Annotated in this window: 23 protein-coding genes, 2 tRNA genes and 2 riboswitches; of the genes, 10 read left to right on the top strand and 15 right to left on the bottom strand. The window is 53.6% G+C overall.

Annotated elements, in window-relative coordinates; genetic code table 11:
* Nucleotides 1–73: 73 nt before the first annotated feature.
* From upp to H616_RS0107060, 6 genes are all read right to left on the bottom strand, one after another.
* Nucleotides 74–703, bottom strand: coding sequence for a uracil phosphoribosyltransferase (gene upp, locus H616_RS0107085; protein ID WP_027966740.1), 630 nt, complete (start codon nucleotides 701–703; stop codon nucleotides 74–76).
* 174 nt (nucleotides 704–877) lie between these two features.
* The gene (gene ung, locus H616_RS0107080) at nucleotides 878–1,561 is read right to left on the bottom strand and encodes a uracil-DNA glycosylase (protein WP_027966739.1); all 684 of its coding nucleotides are present in this window, start codon (nucleotides 1,559–1,561) and stop codon (nucleotides 878–880) included.
* A gap of 3 nt (nucleotides 1,562–1,564) precedes the next feature.
* On the bottom strand, nucleotides 1,565–2,044 hold the full coding sequence (gene gpt, locus H616_RS0107075; protein ID WP_027966738.1) for a xanthine phosphoribosyltransferase: 480 nt from the start codon (nucleotides 2,042–2,044) through the stop codon (nucleotides 1,565–1,567).
* A 7-nt stretch (nucleotides 2,045–2,051) separates the two neighbouring features.
* Nucleotides 2,052–2,597: an adenine phosphoribosyltransferase gene (locus tag H616_RS0107070; RefSeq protein WP_027966737.1), complete on the bottom strand. Its 546-nt coding sequence runs from the start codon at nucleotides 2,595–2,597 to the stop codon at nucleotides 2,052–2,054.
* Nucleotides 2,598–2,631: 34 nt separating this feature from the next.
* Nucleotides 2,632–3,936 carry an NCS2 family permease gene (locus H616_RS0107065; protein WP_035572728.1) on the bottom strand — a complete coding sequence of 435 codons (1,305 nt, stop codon included), beginning with the start codon at nucleotides 3,934–3,936 and terminating at the stop codon, nucleotides 2,632–2,634.
* A gap of 108 nt (nucleotides 3,937–4,044) precedes the next feature.
* Entirely contained in the window at nucleotides 4,045–4,689 is a 645-nt protein-coding gene (locus H616_RS0107060) for a riboflavin synthase (RefSeq protein WP_027966735.1), read from the bottom strand.
* Nucleotides 4,690–5,140: 451 nt separating this feature from the next.
* Here H616_RS0107060 and H616_RS0107055 point away from each other — a divergent pair, with 451 nt between their 5' ends.
* The 3 genes from H616_RS0107055 (at nucleotide 5,141) to H616_RS0107045 (ending at nucleotide 8,537) form a co-directional block, all read left to right on the top strand.
* Nucleotides 5,141–6,187 (top strand): methionine ABC transporter ATP-binding protein, encoded by a 1,047-nt coding sequence (locus H616_RS0107055; protein ID WP_027966734.1) that lies wholly within the window; start codon nucleotides 5,141–5,143, stop codon nucleotides 6,185–6,187.
* A complete protein-coding gene (locus tag H616_RS0107050; RefSeq protein ID WP_027966733.1) occupies nucleotides 6,168–6,821 on the top strand; it encodes a methionine ABC transporter permease in 654 nt (217 codons plus the stop codon). Before H616_RS0107055 ends, H616_RS0107050 begins: the two co-directional genes overlap by 20 nt.
* Before the next feature lie 69 nt (nucleotides 6,822–6,890).
* Nucleotides 6,891–6,998, top strand: a riboswitch (TPP riboswitch).
* Nucleotides 6,999–7,091: 93 nt separating this feature from the next.
* A complete protein-coding gene (locus H616_RS0107045; RefSeq protein WP_027966732.1) occupies nucleotides 7,092–8,537 on the top strand; it encodes a sodium:solute symporter family protein in 1,446 nt (481 codons plus the stop codon).
* Between the two features lie 14 nt (nucleotides 8,538–8,551).
* Here the strand turns inward: H616_RS0107045 and H616_RS0107040 are convergent, their stop codons facing one another.
* Together H616_RS0107040 and H616_RS0107035 are read right to left on the bottom strand one after the other, a co-directional pair.
* Complete coding sequence (locus tag H616_RS0107040) at nucleotides 8,552–9,847, bottom strand: LLM class flavin-dependent oxidoreductase (RefSeq protein ID WP_035572727.1); 1,296 nt, start codon at nucleotides 9,845–9,847, stop codon at nucleotides 8,552–8,554.
* Complete coding sequence (locus H616_RS0107035; RefSeq protein ID WP_084155761.1) at nucleotides 9,847–10,680, bottom strand: 3-oxoacyl-ACP reductase; 834 nt, start codon at nucleotides 10,678–10,680, stop codon at nucleotides 9,847–9,849. The genes H616_RS0107040 and H616_RS0107035 overlap by 1 nt, the downstream gene beginning before the upstream one ends.
* A gap of 71 nt (nucleotides 10,681–10,751) precedes the next feature.
* A riboswitch (TPP riboswitch) is annotated at nucleotides 10,752–10,850 on the bottom strand.
* 186 nt (nucleotides 10,851–11,036) lie between these two features.
* On the opposite strand from H616_RS0107035, the gene H616_RS0107030 reads away from it, so the two are divergent.
* Together H616_RS0107030 and H616_RS0107025 are read left to right on the top strand one after the other, a co-directional pair.
* Entirely contained in the window at nucleotides 11,037–11,831 is a 795-nt protein-coding gene (locus H616_RS0107030; RefSeq protein ID WP_027966729.1) for a MetQ/NlpA family ABC transporter substrate-binding protein, read from the top strand.
* 153 nt (nucleotides 11,832–11,984) lie between these two features.
* Nucleotides 11,985–12,467 (top strand): GAF domain-containing protein, encoded by a 483-nt coding sequence (locus tag H616_RS0107025; protein ID WP_420835258.1) that lies wholly within the window; start codon nucleotides 11,985–11,987, stop codon nucleotides 12,465–12,467.
* A gap of 53 nt (nucleotides 12,468–12,520) precedes the next feature.
* On the opposite strand, the gene H616_RS0107020 is transcribed toward H616_RS0107025, so the two are convergent.
* The 3 genes from H616_RS0107020 to glpK form a co-directional block, all read right to left on the bottom strand.
* Nucleotides 12,521–12,597: transfer RNA gene (locus H616_RS0107020), tRNA-Val, on the bottom strand.
* Between the two features lie 57 nt (nucleotides 12,598–12,654).
* Nucleotides 12,655–12,731, bottom strand: a tRNA-Val gene (locus tag H616_RS0107015).
* A gap of 118 nt (nucleotides 12,732–12,849) precedes the next feature.
* Nucleotides 12,850–14,364 carry a glycerol kinase GlpK gene (glpK, locus tag H616_RS0107010; RefSeq protein WP_027966727.1) on the bottom strand — a complete coding sequence of 505 codons (1,515 nt, stop codon included), beginning with the start codon at nucleotides 14,362–14,364 and terminating at the stop codon, nucleotides 12,850–12,852.
* A gap of 196 nt (nucleotides 14,365–14,560) precedes the next feature.
* Between glpK and H616_RS0107005 the strand changes: the two genes are divergently transcribed.
* Complete coding sequence (locus tag H616_RS0107005) at nucleotides 14,561–15,625, top strand: endonuclease/exonuclease/phosphatase family protein (protein WP_027966726.1); 1,065 nt, start codon at nucleotides 14,561–14,563, stop codon at nucleotides 15,623–15,625.
* Between the two features lie 7 nt (nucleotides 15,626–15,632).
* On the opposite strand, the gene H616_RS0107000 is transcribed toward H616_RS0107005, so the two are convergent.
* Entirely contained in the window at nucleotides 15,633–17,012 is a 1,380-nt protein-coding gene (locus H616_RS0107000; RefSeq protein ID WP_027966725.1) for a class II fumarate hydratase, read from the bottom strand.
* A 313-nt stretch (nucleotides 17,013–17,325) separates the two neighbouring features.
* Here H616_RS0107000 and H616_RS0106995 point away from each other — a divergent pair, with 313 nt between their 5' ends.
* The gene (locus tag H616_RS0106995; RefSeq protein ID WP_084155807.1) at nucleotides 17,326–17,688 is read left to right on the top strand and encodes a phasin family protein; all 363 of its coding nucleotides are present in this window, start codon (nucleotides 17,326–17,328) and stop codon (nucleotides 17,686–17,688) included.
* Between the two features lie 187 nt (nucleotides 17,689–17,875).
* On the top strand, nucleotides 17,876–18,457 hold the full coding sequence (locus H616_RS0106990; protein ID WP_035572724.1) for a hypothetical protein: 582 nt from the start codon (nucleotides 17,876–17,878) through the stop codon (nucleotides 18,455–18,457).
* Between the two features lie 88 nt (nucleotides 18,458–18,545).
* On the opposite strand, the gene hda is transcribed toward H616_RS0106990, so the two are convergent.
* On the bottom strand, nucleotides 18,546–19,253 hold the full coding sequence (gene hda / locus H616_RS0106985) for a DnaA regulatory inactivator Hda (protein ID WP_027966722.1): 708 nt from the start codon (nucleotides 19,251–19,253) through the stop codon (nucleotides 18,546–18,548).
* Nucleotides 19,250–20,404, bottom strand: a complete 1,155-nt coding sequence (locus H616_RS14425; RefSeq protein WP_338035745.1) for an AI-2E family transporter — start codon at nucleotides 20,402–20,404, stop codon at nucleotides 19,250–19,252. The genes hda and H616_RS14425 overlap by 4 nt, the downstream gene beginning before the upstream one ends.
* 139 nt (nucleotides 20,405–20,543) lie before the next feature.
* Here H616_RS14425 and purM point away from each other — a divergent pair, with 139 nt between their 5' ends.
* Nucleotides 20,544–21,623, top strand: a complete 1,080-nt coding sequence (gene purM, locus H616_RS0106975; RefSeq protein WP_027966721.1) for a phosphoribosylformylglycinamidine cyclo-ligase — start codon at nucleotides 20,544–20,546, stop codon at nucleotides 21,621–21,623.
* Nucleotides 21,620–22,354 carry a phosphoribosylglycinamide formyltransferase gene (purN, locus tag H616_RS0106970; RefSeq protein ID WP_027966720.1) on the top strand — a complete coding sequence of 245 codons (735 nt, stop codon included), beginning with the start codon at nucleotides 21,620–21,622 and terminating at the stop codon, nucleotides 22,352–22,354. The genes purM and purN overlap by 4 nt, the downstream gene beginning before the upstream one ends.
* A gap of 122 nt (nucleotides 22,355–22,476) precedes the next feature.
* Here purN and dcd read toward each other — a convergent pair whose 3' ends face one another.
* The gene (dcd, locus tag H616_RS0106965; protein ID WP_027966719.1) at nucleotides 22,477–23,043 is read right to left on the bottom strand and encodes a dCTP deaminase; all 567 of its coding nucleotides are present in this window, start codon (nucleotides 23,041–23,043) and stop codon (nucleotides 22,477–22,479) included.
* Nucleotides 23,044–23,063: the final 20 nt, after the last annotated feature.

Here is a 23,063-nt window from a genome sequence, read left to right as displayed (position 1 = left end):
AAGTAACATGACGTAAAATAGCTCAGCACTAGGCATCACAGCGCCAGGCACCACAGACTAGTACCTGCTCAATTCAGCGCGTACCAAAAATTTTATCGCCAGCGTCTCCCAGCCCAGGGACGATATAGCTGTTTTCATCCAGCCCCTCGTCCACTGACGCAGTATAAATCTCAATGTCTGGGTAAGACTTCTGCACCAGAGCGATACCTTCAGGCGCCGCAACCAGCACAATCACTTTCATTTGAGTACAACCGCTATCGCGCAGCATATCGAGCGTAGCAAGCATGGAGCCGCCGGTAGCCAACATCGGGTCAATCACAATGGCCAGGCGTTCGGACATATCCCCTGCCAACTTCGAAAAATAAGGCACCGGCTGTAGCGTTTCCTCATCACGATAAAGCCCAACCACACTAATGCGCGCGCTAGGCACTAAATCCGTGACACCATCCAGCATACCGAGCCCGGCACGCAAAATTGGCACCACTGTCACCTTTTTACCTTTAAGCTGCTGAACGGCAATCGGCTTACCACTCCAGCCATCAATACTTGTATCTTCCAACTGTAAATCACTGGTAGCTTCGTAAGTCAGCAGCTTGGCGACTTCACCCGCCAGTTCGCGAAATATTTTGGTACTGATACCAGCCTTACGCATCAATCCCAGCTTGTGTTGAACCAGTGGGTGTTGAATAGAGTGAACGCTCATAAAAAAACCTCGCGGAAGACAGGGCAATAGACAGTCTGACAGAACCACGGGCACTGCCTGACAGCAGCGACCCGCTTCTGGCGCGATATATTAACCGTATACTGCCTTGAGGTGTAGAACGAACAATCGCCAGATACCAAGACTCACAAACAACCAAGCCAAAAATCGTGCGGCTCAGGGTGAGTCCGGTAGCTGCCAATCAACAGGCCTACGCCCATGCTGTTGCAAAAAGGCATTCGCCTGAGAGAAGTGGTGATTACCAAAGAAACCACGATAAGCCGATAACGGCGAAGGATGAGGTGACTCCAACACGAGATGGCGGCGGGTATCAATCAGCGCTTTCTTTTGCCGCGCATGACCGCCCCACAGCAGAAACACCGACGGCTTAGCTTCAGCATTTACCGCCGCAATAGCGCAATCAGTCAATGTTTCCCACCCTTGGCCACGGTGCGAAGCCGCCTTCCCCTGCTCCACCGTCAACACCGTGTTAAGCAGCAACACCCCCTGACGCGCCCAACTCTCCAAACAACCATGTTTCACGGGCGGAATACCCAAGTCGTTATTCAGCTCTTTATAGATATTGACCAGGGATGGCGGAACACGCTGCCCCGGGCGCACCGAGAAGCATAACCCGTGAGCCTGGTTCGGCCCATGGTACGGGTCCTGACCAAGAATAACGACGCGAACATCATCCAGTGGTGTCAACTCAAAAGCACGAAACCACTCACTGGAGTGCGGATAAATCACCTTGTGAGCGGCCTTCTCGTGCGCCAGAAATTCACGTAATTGCTGCATATAAGGTGCCGTAAACTCGGCGCCTAAATGTGCTTGCCAGCTAGCAGGCAGAAGATAGCTCATCACTTAGCGCCGAACTTGGTCAACCAGCGGCTCAACATAAGCCACGCCCATGTCCCACGGAAAACGAATCCAGCAGTCTTGAGCCACTTCGGTCAAGTACTGATCCACCAAAGGTCTTCCGTCCGGCTTGGCATAGATCGTCACAAAATGTGCTTTAGGCATCATTTCACGGACTTTAAGCGCTGTTTTTCCGGTATCCACCAGGTCATCCACCAGTAGCCAGCCTTCTCCGTCATGCTCAACCCCTTTAAGCACCTCAAGGCTGCTTTGATCCATGCGGTCATAGCTTTTAATACATACGGTGTCGATCAGGCGTACATTCAGCTCACGAGCAATCAGAGCGGCCGGAATTAACCCCCCGCGAGCGATGGCCGCAATGCCCTTGAAGTCGCGCTCTACCAGTTGATGGCACAGTTCACGAACATCGCGCTGGAGCTGATCCCAGGAAACGATGAAATGCTGGTGATAGCGTTGGCTGGTCATGGGCGAGTTACTCGTCTTCGTTAAAGGAACACACCGCGAAAACATCATAGCCTTCTTCGCGAATGCGTTTGGAACCGCCGAGCTCCGGCAGGTCAATAATTGTGGCGGTTTCTACCACCAGGCCACCACTACGGGTGATCAGTTTGGCAGCAGCCAACATGGTGCCACCCGTAGCAATCAGGTCATCCATGACCAAGATGCGATCGCCTTTTTTAAAGGCATCAGCATGTAACTCAACTTCCGCCTCTCCATACTCCAGCGTGTAAGTCTCGCTGATGGTAGAAAATGGCAACTTACCTTTTTTGCGCACCGGCACAAAGCTACAGTTCAGCTCGTAAGCCAACGGCGCACCAACAATAAAGCCACGCGCATCAATAGCGGCAATCGCATCAAGATTCATCTCCTGATAGCGATGCACAAAACCATCAATCAGTTTGCGAAAAGCAGAGCTGTTCTGCAAAAGTGGTGTGATATCGCGAAAATTCACACCCGACTGCGGCCAGTCGGGTACGGTACGAATCACTGATTTAATATAATCACCGTAGATACTCATCGAGCTTTCGAATCCTTTCCGCAACGATCAAAGATTAATTAAACATCAAAAACTTGGCAGCAAACAAAAGGGCCAGAATAACAATCGCAGGATTGAGGTCGCGAAAACGGCCAGATAACGTTTTAATCGCCACAAAACTGATAAAACCCAGTGCAATGCCTTCAGCAATAGAAAACGTTAACGGCATCGCCAGTGCCGCAACTAGCACTGGCGCCGCTTCCGTGGGGTCATTCCAGTCGACATGAGCCAAACTACCCGCCATCAGCACCGCGATATACAACAATGCACCAGCGGTCGCGTAGGCGGGAACCGAACCAGCCAGCGGCGCAAAAAACAAACTGAGCAGGAACAGGATCGCAACAACAACCGCGGTAAGCCCTGTTCTTCCGCCAGAAGCAATACCTGCCGTCGACTCGACATAACTTGTTGTCGTTGACGTACCTAATGCAGCCCCGGCCATGGAAGCAGTGCTGTCTGCCATCATGGCACGCCCAATACGCGGTAATTTACCGTCTTTGTCGAGCAGGCCTCCTCGGTGGGCAACACCAATTAATGTGCCAGAGGTATCAAATAAATCGACAAACAAGAACGCAAAAATAACGCTAAGCATCGCCACATCAAACGCACCTGCTAGGTCTAACTTAAGCAGTGTGGGCATGATGGATGGTGGCATCGATACCAAGCCGCCAAAGGTGTTATGGCCCAAGATAATGGCAACCACGGTAACACCGAGAATTCCTATCATCACCGCACCAGTAACCCGTAGGTACGACAACGCCGTAATCACGAAAAACCCCGCCAGCGAATACAGCGCTGCAGGCTGGGTCATATCACCAAGCGCCACATAGGTAGCAGGATGCTGAACAATAATACCGCCATTTTTAAGCGCAATCATGCCCAGAAACAAACCAATACCCGCAGCGATTCCCAGCCGCAGCGACATCGGAATTGAATTGATGATCCATTCACGAATGCGAAAGATACTCAAAAGAAAGAAGGTAAAGCCCGACAGAAACACCGCACCTAGCGCCGTTTCCCAACTATAGCCCATTCCTAACACTACGCTGTACGTGAAGAATACATTCAGGCCCATGCCTGGTGCCTGAGCAATGGGGTAGTTGGCATAAATCCCCATCACCAAACACCCAATGGCTGCTGCCAGACAAGTCGCCACAAATACCGCGCCGTAATCCATTCCCGACTTCGAGAGAATACTCGGGTTGATGAAAATGATGTAGGCCATGGTAAGAAAAGTGGTAATACCGGCGATAACTTCTGTTTTAACGTCAGTCCCGTGCTCGGTAAGCTTAAAGTGCTTCTCAAACAGGCGATTCAGCATGAGGTCGTTCCTGCGTAGGCGAAAGGAAACCCAAAGGCGAGAAAGCCGCACATGGTACCGGATGACGTGACTGTTGGCATCTTCACAGTGTGCATTAGCGGGGCTTTTTTACTCGTGACGCTGAGCGACCATGACACGTTCGACAGTCTCGACGATTGCCTGGGTTTGCGGGTCAATTTCGATATTGACCTGCTCCCCCACGCCTCGCTCCGCCATTATGGTACGCGCCAGAGTTTCTGGTATCAGGTCGACACAAAACTCTAACCCCTGTTGGCCACTCTGGTTCGATTCAGACTCTCTTACTGCACCAATTGTTAAACTCGCGCCATCCACACCGATGTACCCCTTGGCAAACACAAAACGCCTTAGCTCTGCAGGTAGCCTGAACCATATACGACGATTATTCGGTGCCGCATCAATCTCAATCAGCTCAGCCATCGCCATTACATGCCCTGACATGGCGTGACCGCCAATTTCATCACCAAAGCGCGCCGCCCGCTCAATATTCACCTTATCACCAACGCCAAGCGCCCCTAGATTGGTGACACGCAAGGTTTCACGCATCAAATCAAAGCTGACGTGCTCGCCGTCAATGTGCGTTACGGTTAAGCAAACACCGTTATGAGCGACTGACGCACCGACCTCGAGCCCATCGCGCATCGCGCCTGGCAACGCCAGCACATGGGTGCGAAAAGCATCGGCTTCATTAATTGTGACGAGTTCAGCGGTGCCCTGCACAATGCCGGTAAACATGCGTTGTTCTCCTGTTTGCCTAACAGAGTACCTGCTAAGCGTCATCTGTTAACGGTAAAATTAGCGATAACTTAATAATTAACTAATATGCTGATAGTTTAGAGAGCTGTGAGGCATGTATCCAGTCTAGCGTTGAGTGAAACGGCTGAATAGATAACGGTATAAATAGTCGCCGGCCACGTTTTCCCCTACAAAACATGTACGTTATGGCGGTTATAATTGACAAGCTCGCCCCTGAACCCTAGGCTTGTCGACCTCTTTTGTCGGCGCCGATTTGACCCCCAGATTGCGGGCGCCAGCACGCTGATATTTCTGCGTGTGAAGTGCAGCTAAACGGGTGTGTCTTGCATAACGGCCACCCTTTCTTGAGGTGGCTTTTCAACAAGCCAATTCCCTCTATGACAGCCCAGCACATGCCCGCAGCTAACCAGGCGCCATTTTGGTGGCCCGAATGATAGAACTGCATAACGTTTCTAAAACTTACGAATCAAAAAAAGGTGCGCCTGTTGAAGCACTCAAGGCGACTAGCCTTCATGTGCCTAAAGGCCAGATCCATGGCGTAATCGGTTTATCTGGTGCGGGAAAATCAACGCTGATCCGCTGCGTCAATCTACTGGAACGCCCAACAACGGGTACCGTCACAGTTGACAGTCAAGAACTGACTCAACTGTCTCGCGACGCCTTAAACAAAGCGCGTCACGGTATTGGTATGATCTTTCAGCACTTCAACCTACTGACGTCGCGAACCGTCTCCGCCAATGTGGCATTGCCACTAGAGCTAATGGGCATGCGACGTAGCGAAATTCAGCAACGTATTACGCCGCTGCTCGAGCTGGTGGGTTTGGCAGGAAAGGCCAACCAGTACCCGGCACAACTGTCTGGAGGGCAAAAGCAACGCGTGGCCATCGCGCGTGCGCTAGCCAGCCAACCTAAGGTGCTGCTGTGTGACGAGGCTACCTCAGCACTGGACCCGCAAACCACCGGTTCAATTCTGGAACTACTGCAAGACATCAACCGTAAATTGGGACTGACTATCCTGCTGATCACCCATGAGATGGAAGTGGTAAAAACCATCTGCCATCGTGTCAGTTTGATCTCCGATGGTGTGCTGGTCGAAGACGCCGAGGTAGGTGACTTCTTTACCGCGCCTCGCACCCAGCTGGGCCGTGAGTTTCTCAATGACTTTCTGGAGCTTGAACCACCGCGGGCACTCATAGAACGGCTGGAAGAGCACCCAAGAGCTAACACGCACCCCGTGGTGCGTTTGGCTTTTTCCGGCGACGCGGTATCAACGCCACTGGTCTCGCGCCTTGCCCGAGACTGCAGTGTTGATGTCAGCATTCTGCAAGCCAAGGTTGAGTCAATTCAGGAGCGCACTCTTGGCCTGATGATTGCTGAACTAATGGGCTCAGAGGCTGATACCCAAAAGGCCCTCGATTATTTACAACAGCACGACTTGACCGTGGAGGTGCTTGGCCATGTCCAGCGCGATGTTTGACCTGATTCTCAAGGCCACCCTCGACACCCTTTACATGGTGGGCATTTCTGGCGTTATTTCTGCACTGCTAGGTATCCCTCTGGGCGTTTTGTTGTATGTCACGCGCCCTAGGCAGGTGCTGGCCAACCCAGCACTCAACGGCGTGCTGGGGATCATCACCAACATTGGTCGTTCGGTTCCTTTCATCATTCTGATGGTGGCGATCATCCCTTTTACCCGCATGCTGGTGGGCTCATCAATCGGCACCAATGCTGCGTCAGTACCGCTGACTATTGCGGCTATTCCCTTCATCGCCAGGCTGGTTGAGGGAGCACTCAATGAAGTATCTCCTGGACTGGTTGAAGCGGCGCAGTCCATGGGTGCCACGCCCTGGCAGATCATTACTCGCGTGCTGCTGCCCGAAGCTCGCGGTGGAATTTTTACCGCATTGACCGTCACCGCCGTTACGTTGATCAGCTACTCAGCCATGGCCGGCGCAGTAGGCGGCGGCGGCCTTGGCGACTTGGGCATTCGCTACGGCTACAACCGCTTCAACCCGACCATTATGCTAATTACCGTGGTCATCTTGGTTGTCATGGTGCAACTGTTCCAAAGCCTAGGCGATTACCTGGTACGCAAAAGCGATCACAAATAGTCCTTGGTGCTTAACGGCCTACCGACGCTTTCATCAAGTTGACTTATCGGTTTTCTCTATCTACGCTCGTGCTTCTCCTAGGGGTGCCCTTTTGGGCTGAGAATCCAGCAATACGGCTGGTAACCCTTTGAACCTGATCCGGGTCATGCCGGCGAAGGGAAGGATTTTACACGCAAGCTCGCTTGCCTCTTCCTGCTCATCGCGCATTATTATTGCGCGACGAGGCCCGCCTGGACCGCCCCGGTCACCATGGATAGAGGATGCACCACCATGTCACTTGACCCCGTCTGGACGGCCACTTGGCTAATATTCTGCGCTGCTGCTTTTGCCATTCCTGGCTTGCTGTATGCCCGCCGTCACCCGGTAGATCTAGATAACTACATTGCTGCGCGAAATTCACAAAACACTCACGCTACAGTGATTACCTTACTGGCCACCACACTTGGCACTTGGGTCTTATTTGGCCCTGCACAAGCGGCGACATGGGGCGGCATCGGCGCGTTACTGGGTTACGCCCTGGGGTCTTGCGTACCGCGGCTGATCATGATTCCGCTCGGCCAGCGTATTCGTGAACTCATGCCCGAAGGACATGGGCTCACGGAGTTTGTGATCCACCGTTACGGGCGCACCATGTACGCCTTTACACTCTCGATCATGCTGCTTTATCTGTTCATTTCACTGGCGGCGGGCCTCACCGCTGTGGCTCGCATGGTAACACTGCTAGCTCCTATTCCTCTGTGGTTGACGGCCAGTGTCGTGATGCTGGCCACGGTGCTATATACCTTCTATGGCGGGCTACGCGCTTCCATTTTTACCGACAAGGTACAAATGGTGGTAATACTTCCCTTACTGGCCTTGTTGCTATTCTTTGGCTGGCAAGCCGCTGGCGGTATTGCGCCAACCGTTGACGGCCTGGCCCAACGCGCCCCGGAGTTACTGGATTTCAGTGATACGGGCGGCATACGCGCTGGCATAACCTTCTTTATTGCCGTGGTGCTAACCGGGCTGTTCTACCAAGGCACCTGGCAACGTATCTATGCAGCAAAAAACGTCAGCGTTTTGCGCCGCAGTTTCTGGATCAGCGGCCTACTTAACCTGCCGATCATCTTCATGATGGGGCTGTTCGGATTAGCATTTGTCGGCCTGGGGTTAGAAGGCGATGGCTCTGTCGCCTTATTCAGCGTGCTACTGGACAACGTACCGCTGTGGTTTGCACTGGCGCTGGTTCCACTAGGGCTAGCACTGGTGATGAGCAGTGCCGACTCCACTATCAACGCCACCTCCAGCATCATTGCGGTAGATATGCACCGCCTGCTACCTAACGCCAGTGAAATCACCTTGATGCGCTTTGCTCGCTGGCTGATTGTGCTCGCCGCCCTGCCAATCACCTGGGTTGCCGCTCAAGGGTTCAGCGTGCTCTATCTGTTCTTACTGGCTGACCTGCTGTGTTCAGCAGCCGCATTTCCGGTATTTTTTGGGTTATTTAACCGTCGTTATGAGGGTCGTAATGCCGTGATCAGCACGACGTGCGGGCTGGTGGCAGGGCTATTGATGTTTCCCGCTCCCGGCGCAAGTACTGACACCTTGTTGGAGAGCTTCTTGCTCGCCGCCTTGGTGCCAGTGCTCACCTCTGTTGTACTAATGCGTGTATTACCGGCTCAGGAGCATTTTGATTTTTCGCGCCTGGCGACTCTGGTACAACGCTTTAGCCGTTAGTCATAACGCAGGCTTTACGATGCACTCGGCCTCTCTAGGCCGAGGTGCTCGCGTAAGGTGCATCCCGTGTATTCTCGACGAAACAGCCCCCGCTGCTGTAATACCGGCACCACTTGATCGACAAAGTCATCAATACTTGAAGGCAGCGCCGGCGGCATCAAATTAAAGCCGTCAGCGCCGCCCTGCTCTACCCAGCGCTGCATTTCATCAGCAATTTTTTCCGGCGTACCAATCATGGTGCAATGCCCGCCACCCGCCGCCAGTCGCCCGAGCAACTCACGCAGCGTTGGCTTCTCACAGTCAATAATGCGCAGAATCGTGGCATAGCGCCCTTTAGGCCCGGTAAATTCCTCCAGCGGCGGCAGCGCTGGTAGTGGTGCATCCAACGCCCAGTCACTGCAGTCCTGACCGATAAACTGGCTTAGCTGACGAAGCGAATCCTGGGTAGGCAGCAGCACATCCAGCTCACGCTGACGCACTCGGGCCTCTGCCTCGCTAGACGCCACATACGTCACCAAGCCGGGCATAATGGCCACCGGCGAGCGGCCACAACTTGCTACCCGCGCCTGGATATCACGATAATAGGCTTGGGCCGAGTCAAGGTCATAAGCCACGGCATAAATCGCTTCGGCATACCGAGCGGCAAGGTCACGCCCCTGCTCAGAAGCGCCTGCTTGAAATAGCACTGGCCGTCCCTGAGGTGGGCGCGGAATATTAAGCGGCCCATCAACCAGAAAGTGCTCACCTTGATGCGTAATGGCCTGGACCTTATCCGGGTCAGCAAACAGGCCTGCACGATCACAGCGCAGAGCATCTTCCTCCCAGCTATCCCACAGCGCCAGCATCGTATCAGCGAACTCGGCGGCCCGAGAGTAGCGCTCAGCATGTGACGGCATTGCAGGATAATTATGATTACGCGCCTCACTATCGAACATTGACGTCACCAGGTTCCAGCCCACTCGCCCGCGTGAAATATGGTCCAATGATGCCAGCATTCGCGCCGCATGAAACGGCGTGTAAAAGGTGCTGGAAATAGTGGAGATCAGGCCGATATGCTCGGTTGCGCGAGCCATCGCAGCAAGCGTGGTCAGTGGCTCCAAAAACCACAACGGCCCATCCGCAACATTGCCAGCCGCTTGCCCGTCAGCAAAAAATACCGCATCGAACTTGCCACGTTCAGCCGTGCGCGCCAATGCTTCATAGTAGCTGATATCGCCAAGACGCTCGACAGCAGAGCTTGGATGGCGCCACGCCGCTTTATGATGACCACACCCCATGATAAACAGGTTCAAATGCATACTGGTCGCCATCAGTCTTTTACCAATCCGCCATCAACCACCAAATTTTGCCCTGTGACTGCGCGGGCCCAAGGCGAAGCAAACATCAGCGCTGCATCAGCAAATTCGTCAGGCGTAATGACTCGGCGCAACGGTGTGTTGGCAGCAATCAGCGCAAAAACTGCGTCAGGCGTAGCCGCAGATGCATCAGTGGTACGCAGCAGACCGCCAGAAATCATATTCACGGTGATGTTATCCGGCCCTAAATCATGAGCAAACGTGCGCGTCAGCGATAACAGCGCCGCCTTACCGGCGGTGTAGTCGTGATAAGGCACGACGGGATTTTGAAACAAGTTGGTGCCTACATTAATGATGCGCCCAAAGCTCTGCTGACGCATCCCCGGAAGCGCCGCCTGAACCAGATTCAAAGCGCCCTGGTTAACACCTCTAAACTGCTGCTCCAACTGCTCCCAGCGCAGGGCTCCCACATCAGGACGCGCCTCACCATTAAACGAAAAGTCTGGCAGTGCATTGTTGATCAGCGTAGTCACTGGCGCACCGAAATGCTGCCGAGCTGTCTCAACCATGGCGTTGACCGCGCCAGCATCACATACATCAGCCTGCACCGCCAACGCCCGCTCAGGGGCTTGAGCCACTATCGCTTGAGCGCCACTGGCACTGTTGCGGTAATTAACGACGACTCGTGCCCCTGCAGTGAGAAAGGCACGCGCAAGGCTAGCACCTAAACCACGCCCTGCGCCGGTTACCAACACGATTTGCTGATCAAGCGGCAGCGCCACTGGCAACGAGGACGGCGCCGACGCAACAGGAGATGCGGAAGAAGAAGAGGAAAAATCAGTGCTCATATGTGGTCCTTATTATGCCATTCACTGCGGATGGCAAAGTGAAGGCAAAGGCACACGCAAAGCGCCCTTGACGAGCACTGCGTAGACATTCCTTCGCCGGTATGAACTGGATCAGGTTCAACGGGTGTTGTCTCAGCCCCACGACTAGCGGGACACCCCGTGTCTAACACTCACAAACCATAACGCACCGATTGATGAGCAACAAGGCTGACAGCCGGTTGGCGGCAAAAGGCGCGCCATCACCTGACATCGCGTTTTCAGACCACCAAAACTAATAACCAAAAAGAATTACAAAAACAGTACATATTCCATTACTATGAGTCACACGCACTTTTACTCGTCAGGGAGACAATGACATGCGCAACATTCTGATTCGCGGCTTTGCCGCTACCGCACTGGCACTGGCCATCGGCCAGGCTCACGCCGAGCAACACAGCATTAAAATTGGCACAATCGCTGGCCCAGAAACTGATGTCATGCAGGTGGCTGCCGAACTCGCGAAAGAGCGCCACGGCCTGGATGTCGAAATCATCGAATTTACCGATTACGTGACGCCCAACGCCGCGCTGGCAGATGGCAGCTTGGATGCCAATGCTTACCAGCATAAGCCCTACCTACAGACAATGATCAATGACCGCGGCTACGACCTTGCCATCGCTGGGCTAACATTCGTCTATCCAATTGGGGCATACTCCGAAAAATACGACAGCCTTGATGCCCTGCCAAAAGGCGCTGTCATTGCTCTTCCCAACGACCCGACAAACGAAGGCCGTTCTCTGATTCTGCTTCACAATCAGGGCTTGATTACTCTGGATGACCCTGAAAACCTCGAAGCGACACCACTGAATATTACTGAAAACCCCCGCAAGTTTGCCTTCCGTGAAATCGAAGCAGCTCAGCTGCCCCGCGTACTGCCCGATGTTGACCTAGCATTCATTAACAACACGTTCGCCCAACCCGCCGGGCTAAACCTAGACGACGCTCTGGTGCGCGAAGGACCTGAGTCGCCCTACGTCAACATCATCGCTGTACGCAGTGGCGATGAGACTGCCGAGCCCATTACTCAGCTAGTCGATGCTTACCAGAGCGAGGAAGTGGCTGCCAAGGCCAAAGAACTGTTCGATGGTGCCGCAGTACCTGGTTGGGAGTAATCGTTGCGCAGCTACCGGCACCGTAGCGCGAATTTCAGCCGTGTAACAAACCAGCGCAACAGCCGCCTTGCGACGGGCCGACGAATGTCGGCCCGTTTTGGCTGACGCCTTTCCTTTTATTCTTTTATAGCAATCGCAGCCATGGAGCATTTCGTGCAACACCCCGATTACCCGCTTCTGGCCCGCCAATTGGCCTCCCTGCTCGATGACAGCGACTGGCTAACCAATAGCGCCCAGACCTGCGCCTTTATTATGCAAGAGATTCCTGACCTGAATTGGGCGGGCTTCTATTTACAATGTCGCCCCGAGGTACTGTGTTTAGGAAGTTTTCAGGGCAAGCCAGCCTGCCACCCCATCCCCTTTTCCAAAGGAGTCTGCGGTAAAGCGGCCAGAGAACGCACCACCCAGCGCGTTGATGACGTATTCGCTGTAGCCGATCATATTGCCTGCGACGCTGATTCTCGCGCCGAACTGGTAGTACCGATTATCGTCAATGCTGAGCTCTGGGGCGTACTGGATCTAGACAGCCCCATACCCGCTCGCTTCAGTGACGTTGACCAAAAAGGTATCGAACGGCTAATAGAGGTGTTTATTGCCCACAGCAAGCTGGTTATTAACTTAACCACTACGAGCTAAGCAGAGAACAACAAAAAAGCCCCTGAGCAAAAACTCAGGGGCTTTTTGAAATTTGGTAGGACCAGGCGGATTTGAACCGCCGACCTCCACGATGTCAACGTGGCGCTCTAACCAACTGAGCTATGGTCCTAAATTAACTCTGACTCACTAAGCTGAAATTGTTTCTAACAAAATATCAGCAGATACTTGGTAGGACCAGGCGGATTTGAACCGCCGACCTCCACGATGTCAACGTGGCGCTCTAACCAACTGAGCTATGGTCCTAAATTATGTCTTGTTTCTTGCCACACAGCTGAATTTCAGCGCGACAACGGAAGCGTATTGTACTTGCCGACCGACAGATTGCAAGCGCAATTATTGCTACGGGGCTATCGACAAGCCGTCAGTGTTCAATGACTTGGCACTCAGATGCTGGCTCAGATCGCACCCGATTAACAGCATTCAGCCAGCCGGCATATAGTCGATCTCGCTGAGCGGGCTCCATGCTGGGATAAAAACGCCGTTCGGCGTGCCATAACTCAGCAATATCATTTAGATCGCTATACCAACCGAGCTGTAAGCCTGCCAGATAAGCGGCGCCCAGCGCGGTAATTTCCTGAGTTACGGGGCGATCAACCTCCACGCCGAGCATGTCAGCAAGAAATTGCATTAGCCAGTTATTCACCACCATGCCGCCGTCAACTCTTAACGCGCTGGGCGCAGCACTCATGTCATCACTCATACACGCCTGAAGGTCACGCGTCTGATAACACACGGCTTGCAATCCCGCCGCCACAATCTCAGCAATACCTGTATCACGAGTTAAGCCAAGAATCGCCCCTCTCGCTTTTGGGTCCCAGTACGGCGCACCCAGCCCCGTAAAAGCAGGCACTAAGTAAACATGGTTTCCCGCCTGAGTCTGGCTGGCCAACTGTTCGGTCTCAGCGGCATTGGCAAACAACTTAAGACCATCGCGCAGCCATTGCATGGTCGCACCTGCCACAAAAATACTGCCCTCCATGGCATACGTTGGTACCCCATCTAAACGATAACCCACTGTTGTCAGTAGGCGGTTACGTGACGCCTCGGCCTGTTTTCCCGTATTTACGATCATGAAGCAGCCGGTACCGTAGGTACTTTTCCCCATCCCTGGCTCGAAACAAGCCTGACCAAATAATGCGGCTTGCTGATCACCCGCCACGCCAGCAATGGGTAATTCACCTCCTAACCAACAAGCATCGGCTGAACCAAAATCATCACTGGAGTCCTTAACGTCTGGCAGCACGCTATCAGGAATATCAAACAGCGCTAACAGTTCGCTATCCCAGCATTGGCGGTGAATATCAAACAACATGGTGCGCGAGGCATTGGTAGCATCGGTGGCATGCACTCGCCCTTGAGTGAGTCGCCATATCAGGAAAGTATCCACGGTACCAAAGGCCAGCTCCCCACGCTCAGCCCGCTCGCGGGCACCTGCCACGTTATCTAACAACCAGGCGAGCTTAGTGGCAGAAAAGTAGGGATCAATCAGTAATCCTGTGCGCTGACTGACCAGCGGCTCATAACCTTGGTCGCGCAGCCGCTGGCAAGCATCCGAGGTACGCCGATCCTGCCAGACAATCGCTGGATACAGCATTTCACCAGTAGCACGATCCCACAACAACGTAGTTTCCCGCTGGTTAGTCATACCGATACCGGCAATTTGCTCTAGGCTAATGTCTGGATGACTCAGCACATCACGACACGTGCCTAATACACTCTCCCAGATTGCCTCAGGATCATGCTCAACCCAGCCATCTTCAGGAAAATACTGTGTGAACTCACGCTGAGCAATATGCACAACGTGTCCTTTTTTATCGAACAAAATCGCCCGAGAGCTGGTGGTGCCCTGGTCGATAGAGAGCAGATACGAAGGCATGAGAAAATCCTGACAGCAGGAAAAAATGATAGCTTACCGACACTGAGCCTATGTCATTCTGATGTAGCACTCAATTATCCGCGTTGTCATAAAACGCCCAGCAATACGAGCAGTAATACTCGGCAAGGCGTTCTTTGCTCATTGCGTTGCGTGTTATCGTTATTATTCTGAACTCTTGCCACAAAGGAAACAGAGCATGTTTACCTTCATCATTGTCACTGTTTCCCTGCTGACACTCGCAGCGACGCTCTTAGCCTATCTGCCATCGACACTATGGTGGATACGCGCCTGTGAATTTCCGCGCTTACAAATTGCCGTGCTAGCGATGCTGCCGCTCGCTTGCGCACCACTGCTTAACTCACCAGGATTCTGGGTGGTTCTTAGCGCGGGTCTAACAACCCTGTTGTTACAGGCTCGTCATATTCTGCCCTGGACTCCGATATGGCCGACACAAGTCAAAACTGCCGAACCTGGCCATAATGACCGCTGCCTGACCCTTCTGGTTGCCAACGTGCTTACGCCTAACCGTAACGCAGCAGGGCTAATCAAACTGATTCAGCACCATAAGCCAGACATTGTGCTCACGCTAGAATCGGACGACTGGTGGCAAACACAACTCGATGAAGCCCTGGCACAGGACATGCCAAACGCCGTGCGAATTCCCCAGGACAACCTCTACGGCATGCACCTGTATTCGCGACTGCCTTTAGTTTCACCCACCATTGAGCGCCTGATTCAGGACGATATTCCCTCCATTGTCACCGGCGTAACATTATCCAGCGGCGATACTGTTCGCTTTCACGCACTACACCCTAGGCCACCAGCACCTGGCGAAAGCGAGGAGTCGCTATGGCGCGATGCGGAATTACTGCTAATTGGCAAACGCATTCATGAGCACCCAGTTCCAACGCTAGTGGCTGGCGACCTTAACGACGTTGCTTGGTCACGTACGACTCGGCTATTTTGCCGAGTCAGCGGCATGTTAGACCCACGTCGTGGCCGAGGCCTGTTCAGCACCTTTCATGCGAGCTACCCTCTGCTGCGCTGGCCGCTGGACCATGTGTTTGTCAGCGAGCATTTCACTCTCAGCCGCCTACACCGACTACCCGGCTTCGGCTCTGATCACTTTCCGATACTTGCCACCCTGTGCTACCGCCCTTCCCGTAGCGATGAGCATGAGCCGCCCTCTGCTTGCCGTGAGGAACACCAGCAAGCAAAAGACACCATCATGGAAGGACAAGCCCGAACACAACAGGTCTGACCAGGCTTCAACCCGGCACTCCACCATACGTCAGTGCCACGGGGTCTAATAGACGCTCCAGCTCTGCACGAGAAAGCCGAGTTTGCTCTTCTGCCACATCGATCACTGGACGGCCACTTTTGTAAGCCTGCTTGGCAATGGCTGCAGCAGCCTCATACCCAATCACCGAGTTCAACGCAGTGACCAGAATGGGGTTGCGCGACAGTGGCTCTCGCAGGTGCTCTTCTCGCACCTTGAACGTCGCAATACAACGATCAGCCAGCAGGTAGGAAATATTGCTCATTAACGTTATTGAGGTGAGCAAATTATTGGCCACCAGCGGCAGCATCACATTGAGTTGAAAGTTGCCGCTCTGTCCCGCCACAGTGACTGCGGCATCCAAACCGATAACCTGGGCAGCCACCTGCGCGGCCGCCTCAGGAATCACCGGATTGACTTTGCCTGGCATAATTGAGCTACCCGGCTGCAGGGCTTCTAATTCAATCTCGCCAAGCCCCGCTAATGGCCCTGAATTCATCCAACGCAAATCGTTGGCAATTTTCATGATGACACAAGCCAACCCGCGCAATTGCCCTGAAAGCTCTACCGCAGCATCCTGCCCACCTAAGCTGGCAAAGAAACTATCGTTAGGTTCAAGCGCAAGCCCCGTCTGCTGACTCAGCGCGGCGGCCATGCGCTCAGCAAACTCTGGATGAGCGTTAATACCGGTTCCCACTGCGGTACCGCCCTGAGCCAGGCGACACAGCCTTAGCAGTACACTATCAAAGCGCTCAACGGCCTGCCCCAACTGGCTTGACCAGCCGCCTAACTCTTGGCTCATTCGCAGTGGCATGGCGTCCATCAAATGTGTACGCCCCGTTTTGACCACCTCATCAAGCGCCATGCCCCGCGCATTGATTCGTTTACGCAGATGCGTAAGCGCTGGCCGCAAAGTCCCTGTCAGCTCAATCGCTGCGGACAAATGCAGCGCCGTAGGAATAACATCGTTACTCGACTGCCCCATATTGACGTGATCATTGGGGCCGACCGTCACCCCCTCACGGCTAGCAAGGTGTGCAATCACTTCATTAACATTCATGTTACTCGAAGTGCCCGATCCCGTCTGATACACATCTACCGGAAACTGATCATCATGCTCGCCATTAATAATAGCGCTAGCGGCACGGCCAATGGCATCAGCACGCTCGCCGTCAAGCAACTCAAGGTCGTAATTAACCGTGGCAGCCGCCAACTTGATTCGTGCCACGGCATGAATAAACGCCGGCGGCATACGGTGGCCAGATATTGGAAAATTATTGACTGCGCGCTGCGTTTGCGCGCCATACAACGCATCAACGGGCACATCCAGCTTGCCCATACTGTCGTGTTCAATTCGCTTATCGCTCATCTGGCTACCCCTTTTGCCACTACGCTCTCAACACCTTACAACCATACACGCCATCCCCCCGTGTTTTGAACCTCATACACGACTACGACTCGGCAGATGCAAGACCCTGGAGCAAGATCCAAATGCAAAATAACAACAGCTACGTTTATGGCTAGCTGACCACATTCCTTCATTCAAGAAAAAACCAGCTGCTATGTTGCAGCGCATCAAAAAGCTTGTTATTGTGCAATGCAACAGAGATCTAAAAAGCAGCGACATCCATCGTAACGCTTGAATTCACTGACTCTAAAAGGAAATTCACATGGAAAATATCATGAAAAACTTTGACACCACTCAGTTCGAGAACTTGTTCTTTGGCCCAGCTCGCGCCTTCGCCAGCTTGAACCTCGACTTCACGGAAAAGCTGGTCAATACCCAGCTTGAGGCCAGCAAGTCTTATGCTGAAGCGAATATGAACCAAGTACGCGCTCTGCTTAATGTTCGTGATGCTGAAGGTCTGCGCACTTACATGGAAAGCCAGCAGAAAGTAGCCAAAGACCTGACCGAGCGCATGAAAGGCGACGCAGAAAAAGTCGTGGCATTGCAGCAGGACTTCGTCACCAAAAGCCAGAAGCTAACAGAAGAGAACACTAAGCAGGCAACTGCTGCTGCGGCTAAGGCAACTCGCCAAGCCTAAGCCAAGTGTTCACCAGTAGGCCTATAAGTCATGGACTGATACCTGCTGGAATAGAAAGCGGCATTACGCTGCTTTCGTGAACAAACCAAAACGGAGCGTCCGCTATTGCGGTCGCTCCGTTTTTTGTTCAGGCTCTTATCACCTAAACCAGCGGTCTAATTATTCCCATTGAACAAGGGACAGCGTGATGAAAAAGCGTATTATTGCCGGCATGCTTCTCGCCTCTCTCGTCGGCTTAAGCGGATGTCAAACCTATTATCCCAGCGGGACCGTCATTCGTGCGCCCGAAGTCATCGACCGTGGCGAGCCAAATAAGCCCGCACCTAGTCAGCCTGAAACGCCAGCCAAACCCAAGCCGCCAGCTAAACGGGTAGAAAGGAAAATAGCATTTCCTGCTGATGAATATGCCGCATTGAAAAAAACAGGCACTGCCACCATCAGTGGACGCCTGGTACTGCCAACCCAAGGAGGCACTGTCATTGGTGCCGACGAAACCATCTCAGTTGCTCCGGTCACCACCTACTCTGCCGAAGCGGCTGAGCGAGCACTGGCAGGCCGAGCGGTCACCAAGGCAGACCCAAGGGCCCGAGAATATACGCATACCACGCGAAGCAATGAGGAAGGTTACTTTGTATTGCGCAATCTACCCAGTGGCGACTTCTATGTATCAGGCAGCCTGATTGACCCAAATACCAGCAAACGCCGCATCGCCATTGCGGAAGTTCGTTTGGCCAAGGGAGAAAGCAAAGAGCTCCAGCTTAGCCCTTAAGATTAGCCTTAAGTTAGCCCTTAAGATTGCCCCTTAAGATTGGCCCTTAAGATTGACCCTTAAGCATGCCACGCCTTGTCAAAAGAGCTCACCAGCCCAGCGTTTGTTTGACGAAAGGAATTGTCAGCCGACGCTGGGCCGATAGCGAGGCGCTATCCAGCGTTTCAAGGCAGGCAAACAACGCATCAAGTCGGCGCGGCTCTCGATGCAAGATATAGCGCGCCACTTCTTCGCTCAGTAGCATCCCTCTCGCCTTAGCTCGCAGCTGCAGTGCCGCTAAGCGCTGCTCGTCATCAAGCCCACGCACATGAAACGTCATTCCCCAGCATAGCCTTGACGCCAGATCCGGCAACTGGACCTGGAGCTGACGCGGCGGCACCGCGGCAGACACCAGCAAACGCTTACCATTATCGCGCAAACGATTGAACGCATGAAATAACGCCTCCTCCCAGCGCTTACGCCCTACGACAGACTCCAAGTCATCAATAGCGACCAGGTCCAGGCGTTCTATGTCCTCAAGCATCAATGGGGGGAAATGCCCCAGGTCATTGAGCGGCAGATAAAGCGCTCGACAATCCCGGTCTGACGCCTCATGACAAGCAGCCTGCAGCAAATGGCTACGGCCACTACCTTCGCCCCCCCACAGGTAAATAAAAGGCTCTCCCTCATCATCCAGCTGGCAAGAGAGCTTTTCGACCAACCCAACATTAGGCCCTGCATACATGTTGCTGAAAGTCGCCTCTTCGCGCACTCCGACACCTAGCGCAAGCTGGGCTGGTGGTGCCGATCGCCTCATGGTTTTTCCTCATTGGGTGTTGCCAATGTATCGATACCATCACCCTCAGCACTCATCGTATCGCTTACGTCAGCCATCGCTCGATTTCCACGCTTCTCAGGGGGCTGTTGGTAAAGCTCGCTCTGCTTGTAATAGACCAGCAAATAACGCACGACAACCATAATCATCGCAGCCACTGGCAATGCCAACAAAACCCCTGTGAATCCGAACAACTGCCCCCCTGCTAACACTGCAAAAATCACCGCCACCGGGTGCAGCCCTATTTTATCACCCAGCAACTTAGGTTGAAGCACCACACTTTCTGCTATCTGCCCAAAACCAAACACACCGGCCACGGCCAACAGCATCAACAAGCTATCAAACTGGAAGAAGGCCACTAAGCCAGCCACTGAAATGCCCACAATAACGCCCAAGTACGGCACGATACTGGCAAGCCCCGATAACAGACCGATCAACAGGCCAAATTTAATGCCAAAGAGTGTTAAACCTATCGCGTAAATCACGCCAAGGCACAGCATCACAATCAGCTGTCCTCGCAAAAACGCCGAAAGCACCTCATCACACTCGCGCCCCAGCTGCTTGGCAACTGGACGCCATGAGTTGGGAAAAAGCCCCAACAGCTTGGCAACCAGTTGGTCCCAGTCCAGTAGCAGATAGAACGTCACCACTGGTATCAACGCAATACTGCCAAGCCAAGCTACCAACACCAAGCCAGACTTGGACACCTTCGTCACCAGAGTTGCCGCCAGCGACCCCGTTTCTTTGAGGTTCCCCATCACGGCTTGACGCAACTTGTGGAAGTCAGTGGTAAGGTCAACCCCAGCCAATTCTTGAACCTGCGGCAACAGCGTACTCTGCACCCAAGTCAAAGCAGCGGGAACCAACTCAATCAGCTGGCTTAATTGGCGACCAAGCGTCGGAATAACCAATAACAACGCCAACACCAATAATAATGCCAGCGCCATAAAGACAAACGTAACCGCCAGGCGCCGAGACAGTCCTCGTGCTTCAAGACGGTCGGCCAACGGGTCACCCAGATACGCCAATACCATGCTAACAAAGAACGGCATAAGTACCGGTTCAATGCTGATAATGAACCACAGTAGGATCACACCTAGTACAATCGCTACCCAGCCTCGTCTCTGCATCATCTCACTCCCTGTGTGATAGAGGGCACGCAATGCGAGCCGCTGGCTGTAATGCTACAATTCTCACCCGAACTTGCCCAGCGTGATACACCGCGACACGCTTGGACGCCACATTGTTTGCAACGCTCAGACAGGACACACCATGACCGACCGCAGCCATTCCTCGCTCAGCTATAAGGACTCAGGCGTCGATATCGATGCCGGAAATGCGCTGGTTGAGCGCATCAAGGGAGTCGCCAAGAACACGACCCGCCCCGAAGTACTGGGTGGCCTTGGCGGCTTTGGTGCGCTGTGCGAGCTACCAAGCGGCTACCGCGAACCCGTGCTGGTCACTGGTACCGACGGTGTCGGCACCAAACTACGCCTTGCGATGGACCTGGGCCGACACGACACTATTGGCATCGACCTCGTCGCCATGTGCGTCAATGACCTGGTGGTCGCCGGTGCCGAACCGCTACTTTTCCTTGACTACTATGCCACGGGTAAGCTGGATGTGGATATGGCCGCAGACGTCGTCACAGGTATCGGTAACGGCTGCCGACAAGCTGGCTGTGCACTGGTCGGCGGCGAAACAGCCGAAATGCCTGGAATGTATGCTGGCAGTGACTACGACCTGGCAGGATTCTGCGTCGGCGTCGTCGAAAAAAGCGACATCCTGGATGGCAGCAACGTAGCCGCAGGTGATGTGCTACTAGGCATTGCATCATCCGGCCCGCACTCCAACGGCTACTCGCTGATCCGCAAGATCCTTGAGGTCAGCAACGCCTCTCTGGATATGGCGTTTGATGGCGGCTCGCTAAGCGACGCCCTTCTCGCGCCAACTCGCATCTACGTGAAGCCACTGCTGTCGTTAATTCGCGAGAGCGATGTTCCCGTTCACGCCATCTCACACATCACCGGCGGCGGCCTGCTTGAAAACCTGCCGCGCGTACTGCCCGAGGGTACTGTAGCGCGTATTGATGCCACCAGCTGGCAGCGTCCTGCCATTTTCGACTGGCTGCAGCAACAAGGCAACGTGGATGAACACGAAATGCACCGTGTGCTCAACTGCGGTATTGGCATGGTAGTAGTCGTCCCAGCCGACGGCGCTGATGAGGCGCGCGCCCACTTGCAGGCGCTGGGCGAGACGGTCTATCGCATCGGTGAAATCATTAAGAGTGATACACCCAGCGATAGCGAAGATACCTCTAACCAGGTCCAGCTGGAAAACTTGGCATCATGAGCAGCGATATGTATGGCACACCTGCCCAAAACGATTTGGGTGCGGCAGAAACTGAGCCGCGCCGGGTAGTCGTGTTGATCTCTGGCGGAGGCACAAACCTTCAGGCGTTGATCGATGCTCAGGGCCACGATGAACTGGGTGGAGAGATCGTTGCCGTCATCTCCAACCAGCCAGAAGCCATGGGACTGCAGCGGGCACGGGATGCCGGCATTGATGCCGTGGTATTACCGCATCGTGAATACGACAGTCGTGATGCGTTTGATGGTGCCCTAATTAAGGTCATTGAACGTCACGAACCGGATCTTATCGTGCTAGCTGGCTTCATGCGGGTTCTCACGCCCCGGTTTGTACAGCGCTTCTTGGGCAGGTTGATCAACATTCACCCATCACTACTGCCAGCCTACCAGGGGCTTCATACCCACGCCCGCGCTCTGGCCGACGGCGTGGCAGAACACGGCTGTAGCGTACACTTTGTTACCGAAGAGCTGGATGGCGGCCCCTGCATTATTCAAGCCGTGGTCAACGTCAGCGCTGATGACACGGAAGACAGCCTCAAATCCCGCGTGCTTGAGCGCGAGCACTTGATTTTTCCTATCGCGGTGCGGTGGCTCTTGGAAGGCCGAGTAAAACTTCTCGGCGACCAGGTCACCATTGATGGCGTTACCTTACCCATCAGCGGCATGCAGCTATCTCATGAAGATGCTGCCGAAGAGCTGGATGAAGACAACTAACACAAAAGCTTAGCCTCATTAGTGGGTCATTCGTCACGTTGAGGCATTGATCAAGAGGTATCGGCGTATTCAACGATGCAGGCCGCAAGGCCTGCTACCTTCTCTCCTAACGGTTAACAACCTCAGGCTTGTGGCAGCGTCACGCCACGTTGCCCCATATACTTACCGTTACGGTCTTTATAGGACACGTCACACACTTCATCTGACTCAAGAAACAGCATTTGTGCCACGCCTTCATTGGCATAGATTTTGGCTGGAAGATTCGTCGTGTTGGAGAACTCCAGCGTCACATGCCCTTCCCACTCAGGCTCCAGCGGGGTGACGTTAACAATGATGCCGCAGCGTGCATAGGTTGACTTGCCCAAACAAATTGTTAACACACTGCGCGGAATACGAAAGTACTCGACAGTGCGTGCCAAAACGAAAGAGTTTGGCGGTATAACACACACGTCGCCCTTTACGTCGACAAAGCTTTTTTCATCAAACGCCTTGGGGTCAACCACTGCCGAGTGGATATTAGTAAAGACTTTAAATTCATTAGCACAGCGCACATCATAACCGTAGCTTGATGTTCCGTAAGAAATCACCCGCCGATCATCCTGATAGCGGACCTGATCATGCTCAAAAGGCTCAATCATCTGATGCTGCTGAGCCATACGGCGAATCCAGTGGTCGGATTTAATGCTCATGGTTCTTCCTGAATAATGCG

Source organism: Halomonas halocynthiae DSM 14573 (assembly GCF_000425725.1).
GTDB classification, from domain to species: Bacteria; Pseudomonadota; Gammaproteobacteria; order Pseudomonadales; family Halomonadaceae; genus Halomonas; species Halomonas halocynthiae.
Note: the sequence above shows the minus strand (reverse complement) of the source record. Positions and strands in the feature narration are given on the sequence as shown.

Excerpts from the sequence above, each read along its gene's own strand:
- upp (WP_027966740.1), bottom strand. The coding sequence starts at position 703 with ATGAGCGTTCACTCTATTCAACACCCACTGGTTCAACACAAGCTGGGA.
- ung (WP_027966739.1), bottom strand. The coding sequence starts at position 1,561 with ATGAGCTATCTTCTGCCTGCTAGCTGGCAAGCACATTTAGGCGCCGAG.
- gpt (WP_027966738.1), bottom strand. The coding sequence starts at position 2,044 with ATGACCAGCCAACGCTATCACCAGCATTTCATCGTTTCCTGGGATCAG.
- H616_RS0107070 (WP_027966737.1), bottom strand. The coding sequence starts at position 2,597 with ATGAGTATCTACGGTGATTATATTAAATCAGTGATTCGTACCGTACCC.
- H616_RS0107065 (WP_035572728.1), bottom strand. The coding sequence starts at position 3,936 with ATGCTGAATCGCCTGTTTGAGAAGCACTTTAAGCTTACCGAGCACGGG.
- H616_RS0107060 (WP_027966735.1), bottom strand. The coding sequence starts at position 4,689 with ATGTTTACCGGCATTGTGCAGGGCACCGCTGAACTCGTCACAATTAAT.
- H616_RS0107055 (WP_027966734.1), top strand. The coding sequence starts at position 5,141 with ATGATAGAACTGCATAACGTTTCTAAAACTTACGAATCAAAAAAAGGT.
- H616_RS0107050 (WP_027966733.1), top strand. The coding sequence starts at position 6,168 with ATGTCCAGCGCGATGTTTGACCTGATTCTCAAGGCCACCCTCGACACC.
- H616_RS0107045 (WP_027966732.1), top strand. The coding sequence starts at position 7,092 with ATGTCACTTGACCCCGTCTGGACGGCCACTTGGCTAATATTCTGCGCT.
- H616_RS0107040 (WP_035572727.1), bottom strand. The coding sequence starts at position 9,847 with ATGGCGACCAGTATGCATTTGAACCTGTTTATCATGGGGTGTGGTCAT.
- H616_RS0107035 (WP_084155761.1), bottom strand. The coding sequence starts at position 10,680 with ATGAGCACTGATTTTTCCTCTTCTTCTTCCGCATCTCCTGTTGCGTCG.
- H616_RS0107030 (WP_027966729.1), top strand. The coding sequence starts at position 11,037 with ATGCGCAACATTCTGATTCGCGGCTTTGCCGCTACCGCACTGGCACTG.
- glpK (WP_027966727.1), bottom strand. The coding sequence starts at position 14,364 with ATGCCTTCGTATCTGCTCTCTATCGACCAGGGCACCACCAGCTCTCGG.
- H616_RS0107005 (WP_027966726.1), top strand. The coding sequence starts at position 14,561 with ATGTTTACCTTCATCATTGTCACTGTTTCCCTGCTGACACTCGCAGCG.
- H616_RS0107000 (WP_027966725.1), bottom strand. The coding sequence starts at position 17,012 with ATGAGCGATAAGCGAATTGAACACGACAGTATGGGCAAGCTGGATGTG.
- H616_RS0106995 (WP_084155807.1), top strand. The coding sequence starts at position 17,326 with ATGAAAAACTTTGACACCACTCAGTTCGAGAACTTGTTCTTTGGCCCA.
- H616_RS0106990 (WP_035572724.1), top strand. The coding sequence starts at position 17,876 with ATGAAAAAGCGTATTATTGCCGGCATGCTTCTCGCCTCTCTCGTCGGC.
- hda (WP_027966722.1), bottom strand. The coding sequence starts at position 19,253 with ATGAGGCGATCGGCACCACCAGCCCAGCTTGCGCTAGGTGTCGGAGTG.
- H616_RS14425 (WP_338035745.1), bottom strand. The coding sequence starts at position 20,404 with ATGATGCAGAGACGAGGCTGGGTAGCGATTGTACTAGGTGTGATCCTA.
- purM (WP_027966721.1), top strand. The coding sequence starts at position 20,544 with ATGACCGACCGCAGCCATTCCTCGCTCAGCTATAAGGACTCAGGCGTC.
- purN (WP_027966720.1), top strand. The coding sequence starts at position 21,620 with ATGAGCAGCGATATGTATGGCACACCTGCCCAAAACGATTTGGGTGCG.
- dcd (WP_027966719.1), bottom strand. The coding sequence starts at position 23,043 with ATGAGCATTAAATCCGACCACTGGATTCGCCGTATGGCTCAGCAGCAT.